Below are 24,207 nucleotides of genomic sequence, written 5' to 3' on the forward strand. Positions count from 1 at the left end.
GGGCTGGGTGATGTCTGCGACGGATGACTTGGGCGTGGCGCGCGAGGCCGACTGGCAGGTGCTGCGCGGACGGCCCGACCGCGAGCAACTGGCCGCGCTGGCTGTGGTGTTCGCGGTGATGGCGGCCCGGTCCCGGGCGCCCGCAAAAGACGACGAGGAGGCCGAACGGGCCGACTGGAGCCGCGCGTTCGGCTTCCAGGCCGCGGGTTCCTGGCGCCAGGACAGACCCGGTCCCGACCCGCACCCCTGACGCTTGCCGATCACTTCTGACCAGCGCCGACTCTGAGGGCCCTTGACGGACCTCTCATGGAAAGAGCCCACTGATGTCCCTTCACGAAGGACTGACCGACAACCCGACTGTGGCCCTGTCCGCCCGGTCCGACGAGGCGCCGTTCCCGCCGCCGCCGTATCCGGTGGCGCCGCCGGTCCGGCCGGTCTCGGCGGACGCGGTGCCCGCGGATTTCGTACCGCCCGCTGGGCATACAGGCGCGATCCCGCTGGCCGCTGTCGATATCGCCGACCGGTACGCGACGGACCGGTACGCGACGGACCGGTACGAGCCCAACCCGTACGCGTCGAACGGCCACGTCCCGACAGGCGCCCCGGCAGCCAACGGCCACGGCCCGGCCCCGGACGCCGGCGGACCGCCCGGCGACGGAAAGGGCGGGGGCGGAAAGGGCGGCGGCGGGCGGCCGCCGGGCCCGCCGCCCGCTAAGCCGCTGCTCGCGCTGCTGCTCGTGCCGATCATCGCGGCGTTCGCGCTCTGGGCGTTCGCCTGGCCGGCCGTGCACGCTTCGCCGCACGGACTGCCGGTCGGCGTCGCGGGCAGTCCCGGCGCGATCACCCAGGTCGAGGCGCGCCTCGCCGGTACGAACGACGCCTTCGAGGTGCACCGGTACCTCGACGAGTCGGCCGCCCGGCAGGCCGTACAGGACCGCGAGGTCTACGGTGCGGTGGTCGCCGGACCGCGCGGCACCACGGTCTTCACCGCCCCCGCCGCATCACCGGTCGTGGCGAACCTCCTCGACCAGACCTTCGGCGCCCACGCCCAGCCGTTGGCCGGGAAGGATTCGGCAGGCCAGGCCAATGGGGACAAGGCCGCGACCGGCCGGACCGTCCAGGTCGTCCCCCTCCCCACCGCCGACCCGCGCGGCGCCGGCCTGACCGCCGCCGTGCTCCCGCTCGTCCTGGCGGGCATCATCGCCGGTGTGCTGACCACCCTGTTCACCCGCCCCGGCGCCATCCGTATCAGCGTACTGATCGGCGGTGCCGCGCTCGTCGGCCTGGTGGGCGTGGGCATCCTGCAGGGCTGGCTGGAGGTGCTGGACGGTAACGCTGCGGCCAACGCCACCGTGCTCGGCCTGACCGTGCTCGCCATCTCCGGTACCCTCACCGGCCTCGCCTCGCTGATCGGCCCGGCCGGTATCGGCATGACGGCCTTCCTGATGGCCTTCCTCGGCAACCCGTTCTCCGGGATCACCAGCGCGCCCGAGATGCTGCCTGAACCGGTCGGCACGATCGGCCAGTTGCTGCCACCGGGCGCGGGCGGCGCGCTGCTTCGCTCGACGGCGTACTTCGACGGCAACGCGGCCGGCGGCCATATCGCGGTGCTCGCCGCCTGGATCGTCATCGGCGGCGTCCTGCTGGCCCTGTCCACCGTACGGGCGAAGAAGAAGGCTGCGGCGATGGCGGCCGCCGCGGCGGCGACCTGACCGCGCACCGCCTGACGCCCTGCACTCACCCGCTCACACGCACTCAGATGAGCCCCGGACCGGGGGCGGGGCCCCGGTCCGGAGGTGGGGACCCGGTCCGGAGGTGGGGACCCGGTCCGGAGGTGGGGACCCCGGCCCGGGACGTGGCCGTCCGGCGTCAGCCCGACGGACGGGTTGTTGCGGTCGGGTTGTCAGGCCGCAGTGTTGGCGGGGGTGAGGGAGACGGTGTGGCCGAGGCGTTCGACCGTGCCGATACGTCAGCACGGAAAGAATGGAGAGAAGTTCTTCGGTGACGTTTCCGCCAGTGAAGACAGGGCGCCCTGGGGCGTGCAAAAGGGCCCCGGGCGGCAGACCATCCGGGGCCCTTCTTTGTGGTGGCTGGGGCCGGGGTCGAACCGGCGACCTTCCGCTTTTCAGGCGGACGCTCGTACCAACTGAGCTACCCAGCCACGAGATTCGCGTGGAATCTCAGCGGTCCTGACGGGATTTGAACCCGCGGCCTCCACCTTGACAGGGTGGCGAGCACTCCAAACTGCTCCACAGGACCAAGCTGTTGTGTCCAAAAATACGGACACATGATGCTATACGTGCCCCCAACGGGATTCGAACCCGTGCTACCGCCTTGAAAGGGCGGCGTCCTGGGCCACTAGACGATGAGGGCGGAACTACTGGTTACAGCTCTGCTTCGTCTGCGCGTCCGAGGACGTGAGAAGCATGTGACTCCGCTTCCCCCCGGAGGGTTCTGCTTCTCCTTCGCTCCTCACGGAGTTCTGGACGGTCAAGCCCTGACCGGTGCCGTTGGGCACGCACAGACTGTACTACGGCGTTTGGACCTCGGCCAAACCGAAAAGATGTGAGGTCGTCCGGCGGTCATGGAGCCGGTGAGCCGTCCGGCGAGGACGGGGTCGCGCCGGGTTCGTTCTCCTGCGGGACGTGGCGGCTGACCTCGGCCGTGGTGAGGCCGAGCCCGCCGAGGCGGATCTCGTCCCAGGCCTGCAGGCGCTTGGTGGTCCGGTCGAGGTACAGGACGGACGCCGAGACGGGGTCCGGTTCCTCGTCCTCGACGGCGCGCAGGCCGCTGCCACCGGTGGAGCCCTCGATGCGCAGCCGGGTGCCGCCGGGCAGTTGCTCCGTCTTCGGGTGGTGGACGTGGCCCGCGAGGACGAGCGGGACCTGCCCGTCGGTCTGCCGGGCCGCGACCGGGTTGTGTGCGACGGCGATGTCCACCGGAGCGCCCAGGGCCCGCTGGACGCGCAGGGAGCCGGCGAGGAAGCTGCCCGCGGTGCGCTCGGCCGGGTCGCCGCGGGCGACGACCGAGCGGTCCGGGGTGAACTGCGGGTCGCCGATGCCCGCCACGCGCAGGCCGCCGACGGTCACGGTGCGGCCCTCGTCCAGGACGTGCACGTTCTTCAGGCGTTCCAGATAGCGCTGGGTCGTCAGGGAGTCGTGGTTGCCGCGCACCCAGACGTAGGGGGCGCCCAGGTCCTCGATCGGGTCGAGGAAGCCGTTCTCGGCGGCGGTGCCGTGGTCCATGGTGTCGCCGGAGTCGATGATCACGTCGATCTCGTACTGCTCCACGAGCGAGGCGATGATGTGCCAGCTCGCGGGGTTGAGGTGGATGTCGGAGACGTGCAGGACACGGACCGTGGACGGGTCGGGGGCGTACGTGGGGAGCGTGGAGGTGGCGTCGTACAGCTTGGTGACGTTGGTGACCAGGCGCGCCAACTCCTTCTGGTACGCGTCGAATTCGCTGACGATGCTGCGGGCGTTGCCGACGACGGACGGGGCGGAGGAGAGCAGTCCGGAGAACCTGGGCTCCAGGACCGACTTGGGGTTCCAGGTGGCGAAGGCGGTGGCGCCGCAGATCACGAGCAGGGCGAGCGCGGTGCCGCCGGCGGCGAGGGCGCGGCGGGGTCTGCGGTAGACGACGAGGCCGAGCGCGGCGGCGCCCAGGACGACGGCGACGCAGGAGCGCAGCGCCAGGTCGAGGGTGCCGGCCTGGACGTCGCGGGTGACCTCGTCCTGCAGCCCCGCGATGCGCTCGGGGTGGTCGACGAGGGCGCGGGCGCGGTCCGGGTCGAGGCTGTCCACGTCGACGTCGAGGCGGAGCGGCGCGGTGTGGGAGTCGAGTTCGAGGGCGCCGAGCGGGGAGACGTTGATCTTCGTGCCGCCGGTGAGCGAGGGGCGCAGCGTCATCTGCGTGTCCATCGGGCCGACCGGGACGCGCACACTGCCGACGATCAGCAGCCCCAGCCAGGCGCCGAGCAGCACGACCGCGACCAGGCCGAGGGCTCGGCTGTAGGGGTGCGGGGGGTGGACGAGTTCGGTGACGGGGTGCGGGTGGCGCGCGCGGTAGTGGCGTACGAACGCGGCCGGGGCGGTCCGTACGAGGTGCAGGACGTTTCGGGCGGCGGCGCGGGCGCTGGCCATTGGGCCCGTATGCCCATGTCTGCGGGTGTTCATGCCGGGCCGGTCCCGGGGGTGGTCCGAGGGCTGGTCAGCCCCAACCCAGCGCGTGCAGGCGCTCGTCGTCGATGCCGAAGTGGTGGGCGATCTCGTGGACGACGGTGACGGCGACCTCGTCGACCACCTGCTCCCGGGTCTCGCAGTAGCGCAGGGTCGGGCCCATGTAGATCGTGATGCGGTCCGGGAGCACCCCGGCGTACCACTCGCCGCGGTCGGTGAGCGGCGTGCCCTCGTACAGGCCGAGCAGCTCGGGGTCGTCGGCGGACGGTTCGTCCTCCACGAACACGGCCACGTTGTCCATCACCCTGGTCAGTTCCGGGGGGATCTGGTCCAGGGCCTGGCTCACCAGTTCTTCGAACGCCTCACGGGTCATCTCCAGCACACGGCCCATTGTCCGGGACGAGCGGTGGATGTGCGGGGCCGACGGTGAACTCCCGTACGGAGAAAGGCGCGGAGCCGTGCGGGGAGGGCCGGGCGTCGTGCGGGGAAGGGCCGGGTGTCGTGCGGGGCGTGCGGCGTTGCGAACGCGCGGTTCGGGCGTCGTGTGCGCGGCGTGTCCTCTTGCGGGCGGCGGGAGTTGGGCAGGGCAACACATTGCCGCGCTCCGGAGGTGCCCACCCGTGCGCCAGTTGTACGTACCCGTTCGTCTGGCCGCGGTGGTGGTCGCCCTCGGTGCGGGCGCCGGGTGTGTGAGCGTCGGAGGGGACGCCCAGGAGCCCGCGCCCGCCCAGTCCTCCCGGTCCGCGGGCGAGCACGCCGGTGAGGCCGGGCCGGACGGCGGGCCCGTGGTGAGCGGTGTCACGGGGCGGGAGGGCGCGCGGCCGGACGGCACGCGCCCCGAGGGCGGTGACACCGAGGGCGGTGACACCGAGGGCGGTGACGCCGAGAGTGGTTCCCCCTCCGCCTCCGCGTCGTCCTCGCGGCCGGCGACCCCGACCCGCCCGTCGGCCTCGCCCGACCGGCCCGGCCCGACGCGGACGACGCCGAAGCCCCGGCCCTCCGTGACGCCGCCGCCCTCGCCCCCGCAGAGCACGCCGGGGGCGACGCCCACACCGCCGGACACCGGGCAGCCGTCGTCGTCCGCGGCGGGCGGCGGTGCGTCCGACGGTTCGGGGGGCCCGGGCAGGATGCGCGGGGCGAGCTTCACGGCGCGGGAGCCGTCGCCGGAGGCCGGGCCGAGCTGAGGGGGTTTCCGCCCCTTGAGCCCCGCTCCGGAGGTCCGGTTTCGGTCGTCGGTGCAGGTCAGAGGGGCGGTTTGCCATCCGGGGTGAGGGGTGCGTACAGTGGTAGATCGTTTGATCCCATTTGCCCGGCGCCAGCATCGAAGAGCGCCGTGTGGCGCGTACTCTCCCTAGCCGTGGCTGACCGCATTGAGGCGGTCAAATTGCGATTCACGGAGTTTGGGCGCGTGCCGAGACTCCGGAAGGTTTCGCATTTCGCATGTCCACTTTCAGTACTGAGCACTCCGTCCTGCCCGAGAACAGCGCGGACGAGGCTGTCGTCATCGAGACGGCCCCCGAAGCCCCTGAGACCCCCGAGGCTCCCGAGGTCACCTTCGGCGACCTGGGCCTGCCCGAGGGTGTCGTCCGCAAGCTCGCGCAGAACGGCGTGACCACGCCCTTCCCGATCCAGGCCGCGACCATCCCGGACGCCCTGGCCGGCAAGGACATCCTCGGCCGTGGCCGCACCGGCTCCGGCAAGACCCTCTCCTTCGGTCTGCCGACCCTGGCGGCGCTCGCCGGCGGCCACACCGAGAAGAAGAAGCCCCGCGCGGTCATCCTGACCCCGACCCGCGAGCTGGCGATGCAGGTCGCCGACGCCCTCCAGCCGTACGGCGACGTCCTCGGCCTGAAGATGAAGGTCGTCTGCGGCGGTACGTCGATGGGCAACCAGATCTACGCGCTGGAGCGCGGCGTCGACATCCTCGTCGCCACCCCGGGCCGCCTGCGCGACATCATCAACCGCGGCGCCTGCTCCCTGGAGAACGTCCAGGTCGCCGTCCTCGACGAGGCCGACCAGATGTCCGACCTGGGCTTCCTGCCCGAGGTCACCGAGCTGCTCGACCAGGTTCCGGCGGGCGGCCAGCGCATGCTGTTCTCGGCCACGATGGAGAACGAGATCTCCACGCTGGTCAAGCGCTACCTGACCAACCCGGTGACGCACGAGGTCGACAGCGCCCAGGGCAACGTCACGACCATGACGCACCACATCCTGATCGTGAAGCCCCGCGACAAGGCGCCGGTCACCTCCGCGATCGCCGCGCGCAAGGGCCGCACGATCATCTTCGTCCGCACCCAGCTGGGCTGCGACCGCATCGCGGAGCAGCTGCGCGACGCCGGTGTGAAGGCCGACGCGCTGCACGGCGGCATGACGCAGGGCGCCCGTACGCGGACGCTCGCCGACTTCAAGGACGGGTACGTCAACGCGCTCGTCGCCACCGACGTCGCCGCCCGCGGCATCCACGTCGACGGCATCGACCTGGTCCTCAACGTGGACCCGGCCGGTGACCACAAGGACTACCTGCACCGCTCCGGCCGTACGGCCCGCGCGGGTCGCTCCGGCACCGTCGTCTCGCTCTCGCTGCCGCACCAGCGGCGCCAGATCTTCCGGCTGATGGAGGACGCGGGCGTCGACGCCTCGCGCCACATCATCGGCCAGGGCGGTGCCTTCGACCCGGAGGTCGCCGACATCACCGGTGCCCGGTCGCTGACCGAGGTCCAGGCCGACTCCGCGGACAACGCGGCGAAGCAGGCCGAGCGTGACGTGTCGCAGCTCACCAAGGAGCTGGAGCGCGCGCAGCGTCGCGCCACCGAGCTGCGCGAGGAGGCCGACCGCCTCACCGCCCGCGCCGCGCGCGAGCGGGGCGAGGACCCGGCCGAGGCCGTCGCCGCTGCCGCCGAGGCCGCCGTCGCCGAGGTCGAGGTGCCCGAGCAGCAGCCGCGCGAGCAGCGGGAGTTCCGCGAGGAGCGTCCGTCGTACGAGCGTCGTGAACGCCGGGACGACCGGGGCAACTTTGAGCGCCGTGAGCGTCGCGACGACCGGGGTGACCGGGGCGACCGTCCGTTCAACCGTGACCGCCGCGACAACGACCGTGGTGGCTTCCGCCGGGACGACCGCGGTGGCCGTTCCTTCGAGCGTCGCGACAATGACCGTGGTGGCAACGACCGTGGCGGCAACGGCGGCTTCAACCGTGAGCGCCGCGACAACGACCGTGGTGGCTTCCGCCGGGACGACCGCGGTGGCCGTTCCTTCGAGCGCCGCGACAACGACCGTGGCGGCAACGACCGTGGTGGCAACGACCGTGGCGGCAACGGCGGCTTCAACCGTGACCGCCGCGACAACGACCGTGGCGGCTTCCGCCGCGACGAGCGGGGCGGCGTCCGCCGGGACGACCGTGGCGGCAACGGCGGCTTCAACCGCGACCGCCGGGAGCACCGCGGCGGCAGCGACCGTCCGTTTAACCGCGACGACCGCCCCTTCAACCGCGACCGTCGTGACCACCGCGGTGGCAGCGACCGTCCGTTCAACCGCCGTGACGACCGCGGCGCCGGCTCCTTCGGCCGCCGTGAGGACAAGCCGCGCTGGAAGCGCAACGGCTGATCCTGCCGGCACCGGCAACTGACTGAGAAGCGGGCCGACTCCCCGGAGTCGGCCCGCTTCTCACGTCGCCGCACCGATACCCGATCGGCTCTGTCCGCTCCTGCGGCTATGCTCGGGGGGTGCGTTGACGCGGGCCGTTAGCTCAATTGGCAGAGCAGTGGACTTTTAATCCATTGGTTGTGGGTTCGAGTCCCACACGGCCTACGACGCGCAGGTGAGGGGGAAACCCCCTCCGACCTGCTGAACGGCGCCCGAGTTCCGCATCGGTGGAGCTCGGGCGCCGTCGTGTTCGGTGCCGGGCGGGCAGCGGCTTCCTACTCGCCTTCGCGGAAGTCCCGGTCGAACTTCAGCTCGCAGGAGTGCCGTTCGCCATCACACGGCCGGACGAGAGGCCGCCCCGGGACCGTACGGCCGCAACCCGAGGATTCCTGCCTCATCGTCGCCAAGGGCGGGCGGGCTCGCAGTCGGTGAACATGCATCAGGCCCGGCACATCGGAATGTGCCGGGCCTGATGTTTCAGTAGCGGGGACAGGATTTGAACCTGCGACCTCTGGGTTATGAGCCCAGCGAGCTACCGAGCTGCTCCACCCCGCGTCGGTAAACACAACTATACGCCATCTCGGGGACCCCTCGCGCCACCCCTGTTTCCCCTGGGCCGTGTAACTCGTACGGCGGACGAGGAGTCGCTCGTCGCCTCCCGGGCGGAAACCCTGGGACAGGAGCGGCAGTGGTCCGCCGACACTGCGGACGGGGCAGGAGACGACCGGTGGGGCAGCGAGGAGCGCGAGGCGGGCGGCGGGGCGGACGGGGGCCGCGTCGCGGGCCTCCCCTCGAAGAGCCGAAGCGGCCGATCGTGCACGCTCAGGCCCACGCGTTCGTCCGCAGCCTGCCGGCGCTGCTCATCGGCATCGGGCTCGTCTCCGCGCTGCTCACCCCGCCGCGGTTCACGGCGGCCCCGCTGTTCTCGGCGGCGCCGCTCGTCGCGGCCCCGTTCTTCGGTCTGCTCGGCACGGTGCTCACGGGGTTCGCCGCGTCCGCCTCCGTGGTGCTGCTGCAGCTGTACTACGGGACGGCCGGGCTGCCGCAGGAGCTGACCGAGCTGATCAACGTGGTCACGGTGTCCGTGCTCGCCGTGCTCATCAACGTCGTCGTACGCCAGCGCGGGCAGAAACTCGCCTCCGCGCGGGAGATCGCCGAGGCCGCCCAGCGTGCCGTGCTGCCCGAACCGGCCTCGCGGATCGGGGGCCTTCAGGTCGCGGCGCGGTACGAGGCGGCGCAGGCGGACGCGTTCATCGGGGGTGACCTGTACGCGGTGCAGGACACTCCGCACGGCGTACGCCTCGTCGTGGGCGATGTGCGCGGCAAGGGGCTGGGCGCCGTGGAGGCCGTGGCCGTGGTGATCGGAGCGTTCCGGGAGGCGGCCGAGCAGGAGGCGACCCTTGAGGCGGTCGCCCAGCGCCTTGAGCGCGCCCTCGCGCGCGAGGGCACCCGGCGCTCGGGCCTCGACGCCTTCGAGGGGTTCACGACGGCGGTGCTCGCGGAGATGCCGCACGGCCGTGAGGTCGTACGGTTCATCAACCGGGGCCATCCGGAGCCGCTGATGCTGTCCGCCGGCGGGCGGTTGTGGGTGCTCGCGGCGGAGGAGCCCGCGCTGCCGCTCGGCATGGGGGACCTGGGGATCTGGCCGGACCGCGCGGGCGAGTGCTGGTTCCCGGCCGGGGCGACGCTGCTCTTCTACACCGACGGGCTCTCCGAAGCGCGGAACGAGGCGGGGGAGTTCTACGATCCGGCGGCGCGGCTCAGCGGCCGGATGTTCACCGCGCCGGACTCCCTGCTCGCCACGGTGGCCGAGGAGGTGCGGGGGCACACCGAGGGCTCGGGCAGGACCGACGACATGGCGCTGCTCGCGGTGCGGCGGCCTGCGGCGGAGGAGCCGGAGGCCGCCGACGCTGTCACCCTCCGTGAGTGAAACACCGCCCTCCGCATAACAAATGACGCAACGTCAGAAAAGGGGAGGCCGCGAGAGGTGTAAGCGGAGGAGTCAACTCGCCCCGTTACGACCCTTCGTGTCCGGAAAAGCCTTGGCCAGAGTCGTGAACGATCAGTCGGAACGGCTTGGAATCCGATGCCGCTGTCTATTAACGTTCGATAACGCAGCGCGGTCGTCCCAGCCGTCACAAGAGTCGGCTCCGTGCGCACACGCTTAATCCCGCAAGGGAGCCGGGGAACCACCAACTTGGGGTGAATCGGGCGTTTTTCGTCCGTAGGAAACCTTCCTGTTCCGAACCCGTCAGCTAACCCGGTAGGCGAGAAGGAAGGAAAGGAGTGCGCCCCAGTGGCGACCCCGACCAGCAGAGGCGCGACCGGCCATGAGCCCGCGTATTTCCCGGACGGTGACCAGACGTTCGGGCATGACGACGCGCCCTGGGAAGAGTGGAACCCCACCGAGGAGTCCGTTCGTCCCGTCCGCGGCCGGCACCGTGTCGGCAAGCAGCGCGGCGGTTTCGCGCGCAGCTCCACCGTGCTCGGCGTCGGCGTCATCGCCGCGGTCGGCGCCGGTGGCATCGCGACCGCCAAGGACCGTCCCCCGGTACCGATATCGCTGCCCGACCTCTCCGGCGTCACCGACTCCCTGCCGGACGCCGAGTCCCTGCCCGGCGTCGGCTCGCTGATCTCCGACTCCGATGAATCCGCCGACACCGGAAGCGACTTCTCCGGTGTCACCCAGGCCGCCGCCGCGGGCGGCGCGCCCGTCGCCCAGCTCGACGGCGGGCAGCAGGCGGCCTCCGCCGACGCCGGTGAGGCGCTGCGCTCGCGCATCATGCAGCAGGCCGCATCGAAGCAGGACCAGGCCGCGGCCGCCGAGCAGGCCGCCGCCGCCGACGCCGCCGCGAAGGCCGCCGCCGAAGAGGCCGAGAAGCAGCAGACCGAGGCCGAGAAGGAGGCCGCCGAGGCCAAGCGCAAGGCCGAGGAGGAGGCGAAGCGGAAGGCCGAGGCCGAGCGCCTCGCCAAGCTCGCCCGCAGCTACACCGCACCGCTCGCCTCGTACACCATCAGCACCGTGTTCGGACAGGCCGGTTCGATGTGGTCCTCCGGCTACCACACGGGTCTGGACTTCGCCGCGCCCACGGGCACGCCGATCAAGTCGATCCACTCCGGCACCGTCAAGGAGGCGGGCTGGTCCGGCAGTTACGGCTACCGCACGGTGATCGAGCTGGAGGACGGCACGGAGCTCGCGTACAACCACCAGTCGTCGATGAGCGTCAGCGTCGGCCAGAAGGTCTCCACCGGCGACGTCATCGGACGGGTCGGCTCCACCGGCAACTCCACCGGTCCGCATCTGCACTTCGAGGTGAAGGCCGCGGGCGGCGACCTGATCGACCCGGGGGCGTGGCTGCGCGGCAAGGGCATCAGCCTCTGAGCCGGCTTCTTCCGGATCCTGTTCCGGATCCTGTTCCGGATTCCCTTTTGGGTTCCGGCGGTCCTGGCGGTGTACCCCCCGACGTCAGGACTGCCGGTACGAGGCATGCATCGGTGAGGTGAGGCATGTCCTCCACAGCCGTCGCCGCACGGGTTCTTCCGCGTACGTCCGTACCGGAATACGCCCGTCGGCGGCGGCTGTTGACGTACCCATGACCTCTCTGCGCCATCTCGGCTCGTCCGACCTCTCGGTCTTCCCGCTCGCCCTCGGCGGCAACGTCTTCGGCTGGAGTGCCGACGAGGAGCAGTCCTTCGCCGTACTCGACGCCTACACCGCGGCGGGCGGCAACTTCGTCGACACCGCCGACGTCTACTCCGCGTGGGTGCCCGGCAACAGCGGCGGTGAGTCCGAGACCGTCATCGGCAAGTGGCTCGCGGCCCGCGGCAACCGCGCCGACATCGTCCTCGCCACCAAGGTCGGCGCCCTCGAAAGCGCCAAGGGCCTCGCCCCGAACACCATCAAGCGGGGCGTCGAGGACTCCCTGCGCCGCCTCGGCACGGACTACATCGACCTGTACTACACGCACTTCGACGACCCGACCGTCCCGGTCGAGGACATCGTCACCGCGCTCGACGAGCTGGTCAGCGCGGGCACGGTGCGCGCCGTCGCCGCCTCCAACATCTCGGCCGAGCGCCTGACCGAGTCCCTCGAATTCGCCGAGCGCGAGGGCCTCGCGCGGTACGTCGCGCTGCAGCCGCACTACAACCTCGTCTCCCGCGACACGTACGAGGGCCCGCTCCAGGAGGTCGCCTCCCGGACCGGCCTCGCCGCGGTGCCGTACTACGCCCTCGCCTCCGGCTTCCTCACCGGCAAGTACCGGCCGGGCGCGAGCGTGGACAGCGTGCGGGCGCAGAGCGCGGGCGGCCATCTGGACACCGAGCGCGGCGTCAAGGTGCTCGACGCGCTCGACCGGGTCGCGGCCGCGCACGACGCCGAGCTCGCCACGGTCGGCCTGGCCTGGCTCGCCGCGCAGCCGACCGTGGTCGCGCCGATCGCCTCGGCCCGTACGGTCGAGCAGCTGCCCGCCCTCGTCAAGGTCGCCGAACTCCAGCTCACGGACGCCGAGTTGGCTCAGCTGACGGCCGCCTCAGCCTGAGCGGTCGGGGGCGTAGGCGGGGTTGGGGGTGTACGGGGCGTAGGTGGGGTGCGGCGGCCCGTAGCCCGGCTGGCGCGGCACATAGGTGAGGCGCGGGCCGGGGGCGTACGGGTACGGGTACGGGCGTGGCGCGGGGATCGGTGGGGCCGTGGCGCGGGCCGCGTGCTCCAGGGCCGGGCGGGCGGTCGCGCGGCGGCGCCAGATCTCGCCCAGGAGTTCCTGCTCGCGGGAGACGAACTCCGCGCCCGCCCGGCCGCGCCGCCCCCGGTACCGCAGGAACGCCAGGGACGTCGCGTACGCCTCGTACTCCGCGACGATCCGGGCCGCGGCCGGGCCGCCGAGGTGGGCGGCGTAGTCGCGGGCGATGCGGCGGGCCCGCATCGAGGAGAGCGCGTACGGCTCGTACGGGCCGATCCAGCCGGCGGCGGCGTAGACGGGCAGCTCGGTGCGGATGGTGCGCAGCTCGCGCTGGCGCGTCCAGACCGTGAGCCAGGTCAGGAGCGCGAAGGCGGGGACCATGAAGCCGCCGTAGACGGCGAAGAATCCGTACGGGCCGAAGACGGCCGAGCTGTTCCAGAGGGCGTGCATGCCCATCGCGAGGCCGAGGCCCAGGACGGGGAGCAGGAAGCGGAGGACGCGGCGGCGCTGCGCCGCGCGGGCGGCGAGGCCGAAGCCGATGCCGGTCAGCACCGTGAACAGCGGATGCGCGAAGGGCGACATCACGATGCGGACGAAGAAGGTCGCGGCGGTGACCGAGTCGAGGGCGAGGCCGGTGATGCCGCTGGCCTCGTCGGTGCCGTAGGCGTTGCCCAGATAGAGGACGTTCTCGGTGAACGCGAAGCCGGTGGCGGTGACCCCGGCTATCACCACCCCGTCCACGATTCCGGTGAACTGCCTTCTGCGGAACAGGAAGACGAGCAGTACGGCGGCGGCCTTGGCGGACTCCTCGACGACGGGGGCTATGACGGTCGCGCCGAGGGTGTCGGCACTTGCCGGGTCGGCGGTGGCCGTGGCTATCCAGCGGGTCGCGAAGGAGTTCGCCACGATCGCTATCAGCGCGGCCGCGCAGGCGCCCCAGGAGAAGGCGAATATGAGGTTCCGCCAGGGCCCGGGGTCGACCCGGTCCAGCCAGCGGAACGCGGCGGTAAGCACCGGCACCGGCAGCGTGGCCAGGCCGAGGCCGACCAGGAAGCCCTCGGTGCCCGTCTGTTCCCTGACCAGGCCGAGGATCACCAGGCCGGAGAGGGCGAGCAGTGTGCCGAGTGTCCAGGCTTTGACCGGGCGCCGCTGCCACCAGTGCGCTGCGGAGGGGGACAGAGGCGTTACGGTCACGACGTCGACGATAACGAGCGGGTGTGACAGGCGCGACGGTGCCGGTGGGCTGGGGCCGCGCTTTTCTTTCGACTGCCGCGCCGTCTTGGCTGGTCGCACCCAGCGGCGGAGCCGCCAATGTCACAGCCCCGCGCCCCTTTAGTCCCTACACGCGGCTAGTCCCTACACGCGGCGGAACAGCAGGTCGTGGACCACGTGGCCCTTGTTCAGGCCTTGGCCCTCGAAGCGGGTCAGGGGGCGGGAGGCGGGGCGCGGGGCGTAGCCGCCGTCGGGCTGGGTGTTGGTGTAGTCGGGGTGCGCGGTGAGGACTTCCAGCATCTGCTCCGCGTACTCCTCCCAGTCCGTCGCGCAGTGCACGAGGGCGCCCGGCTTGAGGGAGCGCGCGGCGAGCGTGAGGAACTCCGGCTGGATCAGGCGGCGCTTGTGGTGGCGCTTCTTCGGCCAGGGGTCCGGGAAGTAGACGCGCAGGCCGTCGAGGGAGGCCGGGGGGAGCATCTCGCGGAGCAGGATGATCGCGTCGCCGTTGGCCACGCGGACGTTGGTCATGCCGCCGCGCTCGGCGAGGCCGAGGAGGTTGCCCATGCCGGGGGTGTGCACGTCGACCGCGAGGATGCCGGTGTCCGGGGCGGCGGCCGCCATCTGCGCGGTGGCCTCGCCCATGCCGAAGCCGATCTCCAGGACGACGGGCAGGCCGCCGAACATCTCGTCCAGATCGAGCTTGCCGCGGCCGTCGATGTCCAGGCCCCACTGGGGCCACAGCCGCTGCAGATACTCGGCCTGGCTCGTGGTGACCCGGCTGCGGCGCGGCTGGAAGCTGCGGATCCGGCGCTCGTGGTGCGAGCCCGCGGGGTCGGGCGCGGGCCCGTCCGGGAAGCGGGGCTCGCCCTTCGGGCGGGTGCGGCGGGACGCCTCGACGGGCCGACCGGCGGCCGGGTGAGCGGCCGGTTCCGCGGTCGGTTCCGCGGTCGGCTCTGCGGCGGCCGGGTCGTCGGACGTCATCGGGTCGGCTTCGGGAGCGTCGGGCGCGTGGAAATCAGACACAGTGAGGGCAATTTTACGGGGGTCGGACGGGCGGGGTCGGCCGACGCCGAGACCGGGGCCCGCTCCGGCCGTTTCCGGCGGTCGTCACGCCGCGTCAAGGGAGGCGAGCACCCGGCGGGCCGCCTCCCGCGTCCCGCCGCGTCAAGCGAGGCGAGCACCCGCGGGCCACCTCCCGCGTCATGCCGCGTCAAGGGAGGCGAGCACCCGGCGGGCCACCTCCCGGCCGATCGGCAGGGAGGCCGTGGCGGCGGGGGACGGGGCGTTCAGTACGTGGACCGTGCGCGGGGCCTCGCGGATCAGGAAGTCGTCTACGAGCGTGCCGTCGCGCAGCACCGCCTGGGCGCGCACCCCGGCCTTCGCGGGGCGCAGGTCGTCCTCCGTGACGGCGGGCAGCAGCCGGCGCACCGCTTCCGTGAAGGCGCGCCTGGACAGGGAGCGCTGCAGCTCGCCCGCCCCGTACCGCCAGTGTCTGCGGGCGATGTGGCGGCTGCCCGGCCAGGTCAGCGTCTCGGCGAGGTCGCGGGGGCGCAGGACCGACCAGGCGTACCCCTCGCGGGCGAGGGCCGGGACGGCGTTGGGGCCGATGTGCACCCCGCCGTCGACACCGCGCGTGAGGTGCACGCCGAGGAAGGGGAAGGCCGGGTCGGGCACCGGATAGACCAGGCCGCGGACGAGCTCCGGTCTGGCCAGGTCGTAGTACTCGCCGCGGAAGGGGACGATCCGCATGCCCGGGTCGTCGCCAGCGAGCCGGGCCACGCGGTCGCAGTGCAGGCCGGCGCAGTTGACCAGGGCGCGGGCGCGCAGCACCGTGCCGTCCGCCGTGCGCACCGCGACGCCGCGCTCCGGGCGGCGGTCGATCAGGGTGACCTCCGCGCCGTACCGCACGTCGGCGCCGGATGCCTGGGCGAGGTGGGCGGCGACGGCCGTGAAGTCGCATACGCCCGTCGTGCCGACGTGGATGCCCGCGATGCCGCTGACCTGCGGCTCGAACTCCGCTATCTGGGCCGGACCCAGCTCCCTGACCGGGATGCCGTTCTCCCGGCCGCGCTGCACCAGGGCGTGCAGCCGGGGCAGCTCCGCGCGGTCCGTGGCGACGATCAGCTTGCCGGTGACGGCATGCGGAATGTCGTACTCCGTGCAGAACTTGACCATTTCCGCGGCGCCCCGGACCGCGAACCGTGCCTTGAGCGAGCCCGGGGCGTAGTAGATCCCGCTGTGGATCACTCCGCTGTTGCGACCCGTCTGGTGCCTGGCCGGGCCCGGCTCCTTCTCCAGGACCGTGACGCGGGTGCCCGGACGGGTGCGCGTCAGTGCGTACGCCGTGGACAGGCCGACGATCCCGCCGCCGATCACCAGCACGTCGCAGTCGTACGTCATGCGCTCCACCTCCCAGGTCCGATAGTGCACTGCGCCACTGACAATGCCTTCAAACCCGAAAGGATCATGGACTGCCGCCGGAGTGACAAGAGGCGGTCCGCCGGACGCTCATGGTTCCGGACGCTCACGCTTACGCCGGGGTGACCAGCAGCGGCCTCGCCCGTTCCCGCAGCTCCGCGACGCGCGGCTCGTCGCCGTGGGCCTCCAGGCGGTGCAGCAGGTCGCGGACGTACTCGGTGGTGCGGGCGGAAGAGATGCGTCCGGCCACTTCGACGGCGCGCAGACCTTGGGCGCACGCCGCGTCCAGATTGCCCGACTCCAGCTCGGCGACCGCGCTGACCACGAGCCGCAGCCCGTGCGAGCGGACGAATTCCTCGGTCGGCCGGGACAGGGCCTGCTCGGTGAAGCGGCGCACCTGGCGCGGCGCCTTCAGGTCGCGGTAGCACTCGGCGGCGTCGGCGGCGAAGCGGTCGTACGAGTAGAAGCCGAGCCACTGCGGGTCGTTGTCGCCGTCCCGCGCGCGCTCAAGCCAGCCCTCCGCGGCCTTCAGTGCGGCGCCCGCGGCCTGGGCGTCGCCCGCACGCGCGTGTGCCCGGGCCTCGATGAGGCGGAAGAAGCTCATGGTGCGGGCGGTGGCGAGCCCGCGGTTGCGCTCGATGGCGGCCTGGGCGAGGTCCACGCCCTCGTCGCCGAAGCCCCGGTAGGTGGCCTGGAGCGACATCGACGCCAGGACGTACCCCCCCAGGGGGACGTCGGCGGCCGCCCTGGCCAGGCGTAACGCCTGGATGTAATAGCGCTGGGCGGCCTCCTGCTGGCCCGTGTCGAAGGCCATCCACCCGGCGAGGCGGGTGAGTTCGGCCGTCGCGCCGAACAGGGCGCGGCCGACCTCGTCGGAGTACGAGCCGAGCAGCAGCGGGGCCGCCTCGACCCGCAGGCACTCCGGGACCATCGACGAACGCCAGTCACCGCCGCCGTACTTGGAGTCCCAGCGGCGCGCGTCCTCGGCGGCCTCGCGCAGCTTGTGCACATCGCTGTGGCCGACGCGCTGCAGCGTCTCGCCCGCGGCGGCGGCCGTGTCGGCCTCGGCGGCGCTCTCGGGCGAGCGCTCGACGGAGCTGTCGGCGGGGGTTATCAGCCACCGGGACGCCGGGGTCGCGTACGCGCTCACGGCGAAGGAGCCGGCCAGGGACTGCCAGATCCCGCCACCTCCGGCCCGGCGGCCCGCGAGGTCCAGGCGGTACAGCTCCGTCGCGGACTTCACCGCCGCCCCGACGTCGCGCGGGAAGGCGAGGCCCACTTCGGGCGCCGGGTCCGCGTCGGCGAGGCCGATCTCGTGCAGCGGCACCGGGCGGCCCAGCTTCTGGCCGATGGCCGCGGCGATCAGATGCGGCGCGGCGCCCTGCGGCACCATGCCCTTGGAGACCCAGCGGGCCACCGAGGTCTTGTCGTAGCGAAGGGTCAACCCCCGCTGCGCACCGAGGTCGTTGACCCTTCGCGCCAGGCCGGCGTTGCTGATTCCCGCGAGGGCGAGAACCGTGCCGAGCTTTTCGTTCGGCCCGCGTTGCTCCCTGGACATGCGCCACCCCTCGACACAGACGGCTGCCGCGGCTGTGGCATGACCGGCTTTGGCATAACCACGCGGCATTCGTAAACCCAGCGTAGTTCCCCGCATTCCAAGCGTTAAGGGGCCCGGTTCCGGATGGCGAGATTGTTGTCTGTACAGGAGTACGGGTCGTAGGGGCCGTGCTCCGGGTGTGTGGCCGTGCGCCTGCACGTGCGCTCTTCTCGGACACCTCGGGGGAGCGCTTCCATGGGCGGTGCGTGGGTCGGCCCGCTGTGCACAGGAACCAGTGGGCTGGGGGATGCCGCCGCCCTCATCCCCGCGGGCGGCGGAGCGGTCCGGGAGGTGATGGGCACCTCCCGGACTGTGCGATTCCGTGCCGCACGCGCGCGTTTGTCCGTCCTCGTCCCCGCTGTGGCGCCGTCCGAGCGGTCGCCGAATTGGCCAAATATCGATGCCTGCCGACCGCCCCCGAGATGTCTCAAGTGTCCGAATCCGGGGGCGCGTTCAGCCATGCCCATGCGCGCCCACCACCCCTCTCGTGCGCCGTCTTCGTGGCAGCATGGACCTGAGTTCCCGGCAGTTCCCTGGATTCTGTTCCCGGCAGCTCCTTCGGTCTCGGTTGTCCACAGCCTGTGGAGGCGTAGATGCGGTGGTTGGTGGGGTGGAGCAGTACCACCGCGAGGACGGGCCCGGCCATGGCCCCAGACGCCCATGATTCCGGCGAGACCGTGCACCCGGTGGGCTCCCAGCTCCTGTGGGGCGACCCGGATCCGCTCTGGGCGGTCGGCGACTGGCGCCCCGACGAAGTGCGCGTGATCAAGGCCGACGACCGCACCAGGATCGCCGTGCTCGGCACCTGCGGCGCCAGCGACGAACAGCTGCGCGTCGGCCTGTTCGCCGCCCGCGGCGGCGCCCTGCGCCACCTCACGGCCTGGCCCGGCAGCTACACGGCGGTGGTGCAGGTCGGCCGCCGCGTCACGATCGCGGGCGACCTCGCGGGCGCGCGCCCCGTCTTCCACACCCCTTGGGCGGGCGGTACGGCGTACGCGACGGCGGCCCTGCCGCTCGCCGACCTCATCGAGGCCCACCTCGACATCGGCCACCTCGCGGCCCTGCTCGCCTGCCCCGACGTCCCCGAGGCGCTGCACGACTCCACGCCCTACCTCGGCGTGAGCCGCATCCCGCCGGGACACGCCCTGATCCTGCGCGACGGCGCCCGCGAGATCGCCGGGTACGAACCGGTCGCCTCGCTCGCCGTCGCCGCCCCGCAGATGGACGGCGCGCGGGCGGTGGACGGCGTTCGCGACGCCCTGGTCGAGGCCGTACGCACCCGGCTCGCCGCGCCACGCCACGTACCGGACATCGACCCGGGACCGGTCCCCGGCATGGGCCCCGCCGAGCGGCGCGGCGCCCGGATGCCCGTGCCCGGCATCGGCGCCGACCTCTCCGGAGGGCCCGCGTCCGGCACGCTCGCGCTGCTCGCCGCCGGCCTGCCGGGACTGCCTGGCACGGTCCTCGGGCACGGCACCGGCGCGGGCGAGCGGCTCCTCGCCGTCACCTTCAACGACCTGACGACCCGCGGCAGCGAGGCCGAACTGCAGCGCGCGGGCGCCATCGCCGCCAACCCGCGCCTGCACCACGTGGTGGTCGCGGCGGGCGAAGAGGCCCTGCCCTACGCCGACTTGGACGGCCCGCTCACCGACGAACCGGGCCCCTCCCTGGTGACCGCCGCACGCCACCGCGCCCGCCTCTCCTCGGGCAGCGCCGACCACTTCACCGGGCACGGCGCACGCCAGGTGCTCGACGCGCACCCCGCGCGCCTGGCGGACCTCCTCATGGACCGGCGCCGGCGCCATCTCGTGCGCCCCGTCGCCGCGTTGGCCAAGGCGGAGGGCTCGGTTCTCGTCCCCGCGCGGGTGTACGCCGCCGCGCGCCGCCTCGCCCGTACGCCGTACCGCTCCGGCATCGAGGACGCCGCCGTGCGCCTCAGGGAAGGCCGGTTCGAGGAGCCCGCGGGCGCGGTCGGGGCCTCCCTCGCGGCGCTCGCCTGGGCGAGACCGGGGCCCGCCGCGCGCTGGCTGACCGGCGAGGCGCTCGCTGAAGTATCGGTTCGCCTCGAACAGGCGGCGACCCGCCCAGGACCGGGCCCCGGCCAGCACCCCGGCGAACTACGCGCGCGTGCCGCCCTCGCCCGGCACGCGGCCGACCTGCGCGTCCTGGAACAGGCCGCCGAGGTCCGCTTCCAGCGTCTGCACGCCCCGTTCCTCGACAACCAGGTCGTCCGCGCGTGCCGGGCGCTCCCCGAAGCGCTCAGGGTGCAGCCCGGCGCACGCGCGGACATCCTGCGCACGGTCCTCGAGGGCGCCGGAGTGGCCGACCTCCCGGACGGCTGGGGCGAACCCACGCTCGCCTCGTCCACCGCCGCCGTCGGCACCGGACTCCGCGTCGCCGTCGAGGAGTTGGTCGACCTGTTCGCGGCGCCGCTGCTCGCCCAGGCCGGTCTGGTCGAGGGCCGCGTCGTGCAGCGGGCGCTGCGGGAGGCCGCCGACGGGGAGCAGGGCGGGCTCGACGGCCTCGCCGAGCTCGTCTCGACCGAACTGTGGCTGCGCCGCCTCCTCTCCCGCCGCGGCACCTGCTGGACGGGCACACCGGCACGCGCGCGTGCGGTGCCTTCCGGGATCACCCCGCCTGGCGTGCTCGGGCAGCAGCGAGGGGCGTTGGGGAGCGCGTCGAGCCCGAGCGGGGTCTGAGCACGCAGGTTCGCTTGCAGGTTCCTCGCAGGTTCCCGGCAGGGCTGGGGCCTGTCCGGCGGACCTTCGCGGGCCCACGACTCCTGGCACGCCGCCCAGCCTCCGGCCGGGAGGTGCCCCCTGGCACGCTCCTCCAAGGTCTCGGCTGCTCCCCCCAGCCTCCGGCCGGGAGGTGCCCTCAGAGCAGGGGGGACCTCCATGACGCCGCGGGCAGTTCCGCGAAGATCCGCCGGACAGGCCCTGGACGCGGGCCGCAGACGCCGCCGCAGCCCTTCGCGTGCCGCCGATCGCACGGCAGCCTCACCGCGGTCCGCACCCGCCGCCGCAGCTCTTCCCCTGCCGCCGATCGCACGGCAGGACCCGCGGTTGTCAGTGGTCGCGGGAACAATGGGGCCTGTGCGGTACCGAATCCTGGGCGCCACGACGGCGCACGACGAGCAGGGCGCCCCCGTCCCGGTGGGCGGCCCGCGGGTGCGCGCGCTCCTCGCGGCCCTCGCGCTGCAGGCGGGGCGCACGGTCCCGGTCGAGTCGCTCATCGACGAGGTGTGGGCCGGCGACCCGCCGCAGGACGCACCCGCCGCCCTCCAGGCCCTGGTCGGCCGCCTGCGCCGGACCCTCGGCCGGCAGGCGATCGCCTCGTCCCCGGGCGGGTACCGGCTCGCGGCCGACGCCGACGACGTGGACCTGCACCGCTTCGAACGCCTCAGCCGGCGCGGTACGGAGGCGCTGCGCGCGGGCGATCCGGGCACCGCGTCCCGCCTCCTGCGCGAGGCGCTCGCCCTGTGGCGCGGCCCCGCCCTCGCCGACCTCCCGGACCGCACGGCCGCCGCCCGCCCCGAGTCCCGCCGCCTCGACGCCACCCGCACCCGCATCGAGGCCGAGCTGCGCCTGGGCCGCGCCCACGATCTCGTACCGGAACTGAAGGAACTGACCGAGAACCATCCGTACGACGAACCACTCCACGCCCAACTGATGCGTGCCCTCAGGGACACCGGCCGGGGAGCGGACGCGCTCGCCGCGTACGACCGGGCCCGGCGCACGCTCGCGGACGGGCTCGGGACCGATCCCGGGCCCGAACTCAGGCTGCTGCACCGGGAGTTGCTGGCCCATGAGGGCGCAGAGGTCCATGAGGGTGCGGAGGTTCATGAGGGCACGCATCAGTTGGGCGCGGAGGGGACGGAGGGGAAGAGTGAGGGAAATCTCCGCCCCCGGCTGACCTCGTTCGTCGGCCGGGAACCCGAACTCGCCGCCATCCGTGCGGATTTGGAGCGAGCACGCCTCGTCACCCTCACCGGACCGGGCGGCTCCGGAAAGACCCGCCTCGCGGAGGAGGCGGCGGCCGGGCACACCGCCCCGGCCTGGCTCGCCGAGCTCGCCCCGCTTGAGCGCCCGGAGGCGGTCCCCGGCGCCGTGGTCAGCGCACTCGGCCTGCGCGAGACGGCCCTGATGACGAGCGAGCTCACCCCGGCGCAGGACGACCCGACCGCCCTGCTCGTCGAGTACTGCGCCCCGCGCGGCCTGCTGCTGATCCTCGACAACTGCGAGCACGTCGTCGGCGCCACGGCCCGCCTCGCCGAGAACCTGCTCACCCGCTGCCCCGAGCTGCGCATCCTCGCCACCAGCCGGGAGCCGCTCGGCGTGCCCGGCGAGTCCGTGCGCCCCGTCGACCCGCTGCCCGAGGCCACGGCCCACCGCCTCTTCGCCGAGCGCGCCGCCGCCGTGCACCCCGGCTTCGACCCCGCGCGTGACCCGGACGCGGTCGCGGAGATCTGCGCCCGGCTCGACGGCCTGCCGCTGGCGATCGAGCTGGCCGCGGCCCGGCTCAGACTGCTCACGCCCCGCCAGATCGCCGACCGCCTCGACGACCGCTTCCGCCTCCTCAGCTCCGGAAGTCGTACGCTCCTGCCGCGCCAGCAGACCCTGCGGGCCGTCGTCGACTGGTCCTGGGACCTGCTCGACGAGCGGGAGCGCGGCGTGCTGCGCGAGGTCTCCGTCTTCGCGGGCGGCTGGGACCTGGCCGCGGCCGAGACGGTCTGCGGCCCGGACGCGGCGGACCTGATCGGCGCCCTCGTCGACAAGTCCCTGATCGTCGCCGCCCCCGCGGGCCGCACCCCGGGGATGCGGTACCGCATGCTCGAAACCATCCACGAGTACGCCGTGGAGCGCGCCGCCGAGGCCCCGCAGAGCCCAGGGGGTGTCTGCCCGACCCACGCCCGCGCCCGCGCCCGCGAGCAGCACACCCGCCACTTCCTGGAACTCGTCCGGGAAGCGGATCCGTTGCTGCGTACAGAAGCTCAACTCCCCTGGATCCACCGCCTGGAGAGCGAACTCGACAACATCCGCGCCGCCCTGCACCGCACCGTCGACGCGGGCGACGAGGCGCGCGCCACCGAGTTCGCGCTGTCCATGGGCTGGTTCTGGTGGCTGCGCAACTACCGTAAGGAGGGCGCGGAGTGGACCACCCGCATCCTCGCCCTCGGCACCGATCCGGAGTCCCCCGATCCGGAGTCCCCCGATCCGGAGTCCCCCGGCCCCGAGAGCACCGACCCCGAGAGCACCGACCCTGACAGCACCGGCCCCGCCAGCACCGCCCCCTCAGTCACCGAGCACGACCCGCGCTACTGGCCGCGGATGCGGATGCGTCTGGGCCGGCTCTTCCTGGTCACGGAGTCCGGCCTCTTGGAGGAGCTGAACACCCCCGAGGCCCGCGCGGAGGTGCTCCGGCTGCGCGACGCCTTCGCCCGCCCGATCCCGCAGTCCGCCTCGTTCCCCGGACTGCTCTGGCCGTTCCTGCAGTTCGTCCTCGACGACCACGTCGACCGCAACGCCACGATGGACCTGCTCGTCGACACCTGCCGGAAGTACGGCGGCCCGTGGGAGACCGGCGTCGCCCTGATGTTCCGCACGCATGTGGCGGTCGACCAGCACGGCGGCATGTCCGCCGTGGACGACGACCTCGCCGAACTGCGCGAACTCTCCCGCCAGGTCGGCGACCGCTGGATGCGCGCCCAGGTGTGCAGCGCGGCCGCCGAGGCCGCCATGGCCCGCGGCCGGTACGAGGAGGCGCAGGGCGAGTTCGAGGAGGCGCTGCACCTGGCGTACGAGGTGGGGGCGCACGCCGAGGCGCCGTTCCTGATCGCCCGGCTCGGCGAGATCGCGTACCGCTCGGGTGACACGGCCCTCGCCGAGCGCGCCCTGGCCGAGGCGGACGCGGAGGCGGACCGCTACGGAGCGGCGGACGCCCGCGCGTTCGTCCGGGCCATGTCGGCGACGATCGCGCTGGGCCTGGGAGACGTCGCACGCGCCCGCGCGGAGTGCGAGGCCGCCCGGACCCTGGGCGAACGCGCCACGCCACCCCCGCAGTTCGAGGCCGCGGTCGCCAATCTGGACGGCCGCATCACCGCCGCCGAGTCCAGCCCGCGCGCGGGACTGCCGCTGCTCGCGGAGGGCCTGCGGCGGGCGGTGTCCGCACGCTGCGCCGAGCTCGTCCTGGCCACGCTCACGGAGAGCATCGCCCTGCTCCTCCAGGCCCTCGACGACCCGGTCCGCGCGGCCCGACTGCTGTCCGCCGCCACGGCCTGGCGCGGCGGCCGGCCCCGCTCCGAACCCGAGCGGGACGAGACGGACCGCCTCGAACGCGGCCTGCGCGCGGCCCTTGGTGAGGAGCGGTACGAGAGCGAATGTACGGCGGGTGCGGGGCTCACCCCCGATGACGTGCTGGGTGAAGTAGCCGCCGCAGAAGGGGAGTTGGGGCTCGAGTTGGGGCTCCGGTAAGAAACACCCCCGGG

General features: G+C 73.0%; 15 protein-coding genes, 5 tRNA genes and 1 riboswitch. Of the genes, 10 read left to right on the forward strand and 10 right to left on the reverse strand.

The genetic code is table 11. From position 1 onward, the window contains the following. Positions 1-10: 10 nt before the first annotated feature. Both RCO28_RS26445 and RCO28_RS26450 read left to right on the forward strand, forming a co-directional pair. A complete protein-coding gene (locus RCO28_RS26445; RefSeq protein ID WP_308943763.1) occupies positions 11-250 on the forward strand; it encodes an acyl-CoA carboxylase subunit epsilon in 240 nt (79 codons plus the stop codon). A 73-nt stretch (positions 251-323) separates the two neighbouring features. Then, positions 324-1,712 (forward strand): hypothetical protein, encoded by a 1,389-nt coding sequence (locus tag RCO28_RS26450; RefSeq protein ID WP_308943764.1) that lies wholly within the window; start codon positions 324-326, stop codon positions 1,710-1,712. 372 nt (positions 1,713-2,084) lie between these two features. On the opposite strand, the gene RCO28_RS26455 is transcribed toward RCO28_RS26450, so the two are convergent. From RCO28_RS26455 to RCO28_RS26475, 5 genes are all read right to left on the reverse strand, one after another. Then, positions 2,085-2,161 (reverse strand) — tRNA-Phe (locus RCO28_RS26455). Positions 2,162-2,184: 23 nt separating this feature from the next. Next, positions 2,185-2,259 (reverse strand) — tRNA-Asp (locus RCO28_RS26460). 41 nt (positions 2,260-2,300) lie between these two features. Then, positions 2,301-2,373: transfer RNA gene (locus RCO28_RS26465), tRNA-Glu, on the reverse strand. A 209-nt stretch (positions 2,374-2,582) separates the two neighbouring features. Beyond that, entirely contained in the window at positions 2,583-4,142 is a 1,560-nt protein-coding gene (locus RCO28_RS26470; protein WP_308943765.1) for a metallophosphoesterase, read from the reverse strand. 67 nt (positions 4,143-4,209) lie between these two features. Continuing rightward, positions 4,210-4,560, reverse strand: coding sequence for a metallopeptidase family protein (locus RCO28_RS26475; protein WP_308943766.1), 351 nt, complete (start codon positions 4,558-4,560; stop codon positions 4,210-4,212). Between the two features lie 238 nt (positions 4,561-4,798). Here RCO28_RS26475 and RCO28_RS26480 point away from each other — a divergent pair, with 238 nt between their 5' ends. The 3 genes from RCO28_RS26480 to RCO28_RS26490 all read left to right on the forward strand — a co-directional run bounded on the left by RCO28_RS26480 (position 4,799) and on the right by RCO28_RS26490 (position 7,982). After that, positions 4,799-5,362, forward strand: coding sequence for a hypothetical protein (locus tag RCO28_RS26480; protein WP_308943767.1), 564 nt, complete (start codon positions 4,799-4,801; stop codon positions 5,360-5,362). A 256-nt stretch (positions 5,363-5,618) separates the two neighbouring features. After that, positions 5,619-7,778: a DEAD/DEAH box helicase gene (locus tag RCO28_RS26485; RefSeq protein WP_308943768.1), complete on the forward strand. Its 2,160-nt coding sequence runs from the start codon at positions 5,619-5,621 to the stop codon at positions 7,776-7,778. Between the two features lie 131 nt (positions 7,779-7,909). Next, positions 7,910-7,982 (forward strand) — tRNA-Lys (locus tag RCO28_RS26490). 316 nt (positions 7,983-8,298) lie between these two features. Here the strand turns inward: RCO28_RS26490 and RCO28_RS26495 are convergent. Beyond that, a tRNA-Met gene (locus tag RCO28_RS26495) sits at positions 8,299-8,372 on the reverse strand. 133 nt (positions 8,373-8,505) lie between these two features. On the opposite strand from RCO28_RS26495, the gene RCO28_RS26500 reads away from it, so the two are divergent. From RCO28_RS26500 to RCO28_RS26510, 3 genes are all read left to right on the forward strand, one after another. Next, a complete protein-coding gene (locus RCO28_RS26500; protein WP_374991249.1) occupies positions 8,506-9,747 on the forward strand; it encodes a PP2C family protein-serine/threonine phosphatase in 1,242 nt (413 codons plus the stop codon). 221 nt (positions 9,748-9,968) lie between these two features. Continuing rightward, a riboswitch (cyclic di-AMP (ydaO/yuaA leader) is annotated at positions 9,969-10,102 on the forward strand. Between the two features lie 11 nt (positions 10,103-10,113). Beyond that, the gene (locus tag RCO28_RS26505) at positions 10,114-11,199 is read left to right on the forward strand and encodes a M23 family metallopeptidase (protein ID WP_308943770.1); all 1,086 of its coding nucleotides are present in this window, start codon (positions 10,114-10,116) and stop codon (positions 11,197-11,199) included. A gap of 211 nt (positions 11,200-11,410) precedes the next feature. Beyond that, complete coding sequence (locus RCO28_RS26510; protein ID WP_308943771.1) at positions 11,411-12,355, forward strand: aldo/keto reductase; 945 nt, start codon at positions 11,411-11,413, stop codon at positions 12,353-12,355. Here the strand turns inward: RCO28_RS26510 and RCO28_RS26515 are convergent. From RCO28_RS26515 to RCO28_RS26530, 4 genes are all read right to left on the reverse strand, one after another. Further along, positions 12,347-13,687 (reverse strand): PrsW family intramembrane metalloprotease, encoded by a 1,341-nt coding sequence (locus RCO28_RS26515; protein WP_308943772.1) that lies wholly within the window; start codon positions 13,685-13,687, stop codon positions 12,347-12,349. The genes RCO28_RS26510 and RCO28_RS26515 overlap by 9 nt on opposite strands. A 162-nt stretch (positions 13,688-13,849) precedes the next feature. Then, positions 13,850-14,686: a tRNA (guanosine(46)-N7)-methyltransferase TrmB gene (gene trmB, locus RCO28_RS26520; protein ID WP_308943796.1), complete on the reverse strand. Its 837-nt coding sequence runs from the start codon at positions 14,684-14,686 to the stop codon at positions 13,850-13,852. A gap of 219 nt (positions 14,687-14,905) precedes the next feature. Continuing rightward, the gene (gene lhgO / locus RCO28_RS26525; protein ID WP_308943773.1) at positions 14,906-16,105 is read right to left on the reverse strand and encodes an L-2-hydroxyglutarate oxidase; all 1,200 of its coding nucleotides are present in this window, start codon (positions 16,103-16,105) and stop codon (positions 14,906-14,908) included. A gap of 130 nt (positions 16,106-16,235) precedes the next feature. Further along, positions 16,236-17,681, reverse strand: a complete 1,446-nt coding sequence (locus RCO28_RS26530; protein WP_308943774.1) for an MFS transporter — start codon at positions 17,679-17,681, stop codon at positions 16,236-16,238. A gap of 632 nt (positions 17,682-18,313) precedes the next feature. Here RCO28_RS26530 and RCO28_RS26535 point away from each other — a divergent pair. Beyond that, entirely contained in the window at positions 18,314-20,419 is a 2,106-nt protein-coding gene (locus RCO28_RS26535; protein WP_308943775.1) for an asparagine synthase-related protein, read from the forward strand. 396 nt (positions 20,420-20,815) lie between these two features. Continuing rightward, a complete protein-coding gene (locus tag RCO28_RS26540) occupies positions 20,816-24,193 on the forward strand; it encodes a BTAD domain-containing putative transcriptional regulator (RefSeq protein WP_308943776.1) in 3,378 nt (1,125 codons plus the stop codon). Positions 24,194-24,207 lie beyond the last annotated feature (14 nt).

It is taken from the genome of Streptomyces sp. LHD-70, assembly GCF_031157275.1.
Taxonomy (GTDB): Bacteria; Actinomycetota; Actinomycetes; order Streptomycetales; family Streptomycetaceae; genus Streptomyces.